The organism is Alkalibacterium sp. s-m-28 (assembly GCF_054658175.1).
On the sequence record NZ_BAAGIQ010000258.1, the window covers coordinates 1 to 519 of the forward strand.

Genomic DNA, 519 nt, shown 5'->3' on the forward strand with positions numbered 1-519 from the left:
GCCTTACAAGCAGAGGGTCAGCGGTTCGAGCCCGTTAACCTCCATAGATCCATGAGCCGTTAGCTCAGTTGGTAGAGCAACTGACTTTTAATCAGTGGGTCACAGGTTCGAATCCTGTACGGCTCATTGCAAACGGCAATATGACCATCCATGCGTCCTTAGCTCAATTGGATAGAGCACCTGACTTCGGATCAGGCGGTTAAGGGTTCAAGTCCTTTAGGGCGCGTAAGATATCAAAATACAAAGGTTGCTTTAGATGGAAATCTTAAGCTGCCTTTTTTTGATACTCTCAGGATTGACGTTGCTTCTCTCTTTTCATTTGCCATAATTGTTGGTATAATTGTTAATAGTCAAAAATAGTCAAACAATCATCGATGCCTTATAGTCAATAGTAAAGCATTATGGTGTTAAGTCAAGAGAATAGATTATAAAATGACAACCTATTTTCATAAAAAAGGGTGCACTGAACTAAACCGCCACGTATTCGAAAATACGTTCGGTTTATATCTTCGGATAGTC

2 tRNA genes are annotated in these 519 nt (G+C 40.7%); both read left to right on the top strand.

The features are described 5' to 3' along the window. The first annotated feature begins 53 nt into the window (after window positions 1–53). A tRNA-Lys gene (locus ACYQ4S_RS12220) sits at window positions 54–126 on the top strand. 26 nt (window positions 127–152) lie between these two features. Beyond that, a tRNA-Arg gene (locus tag ACYQ4S_RS12225) sits at window positions 153–226 on the top strand. Window positions 227–519 lie beyond the last annotated feature (293 nt).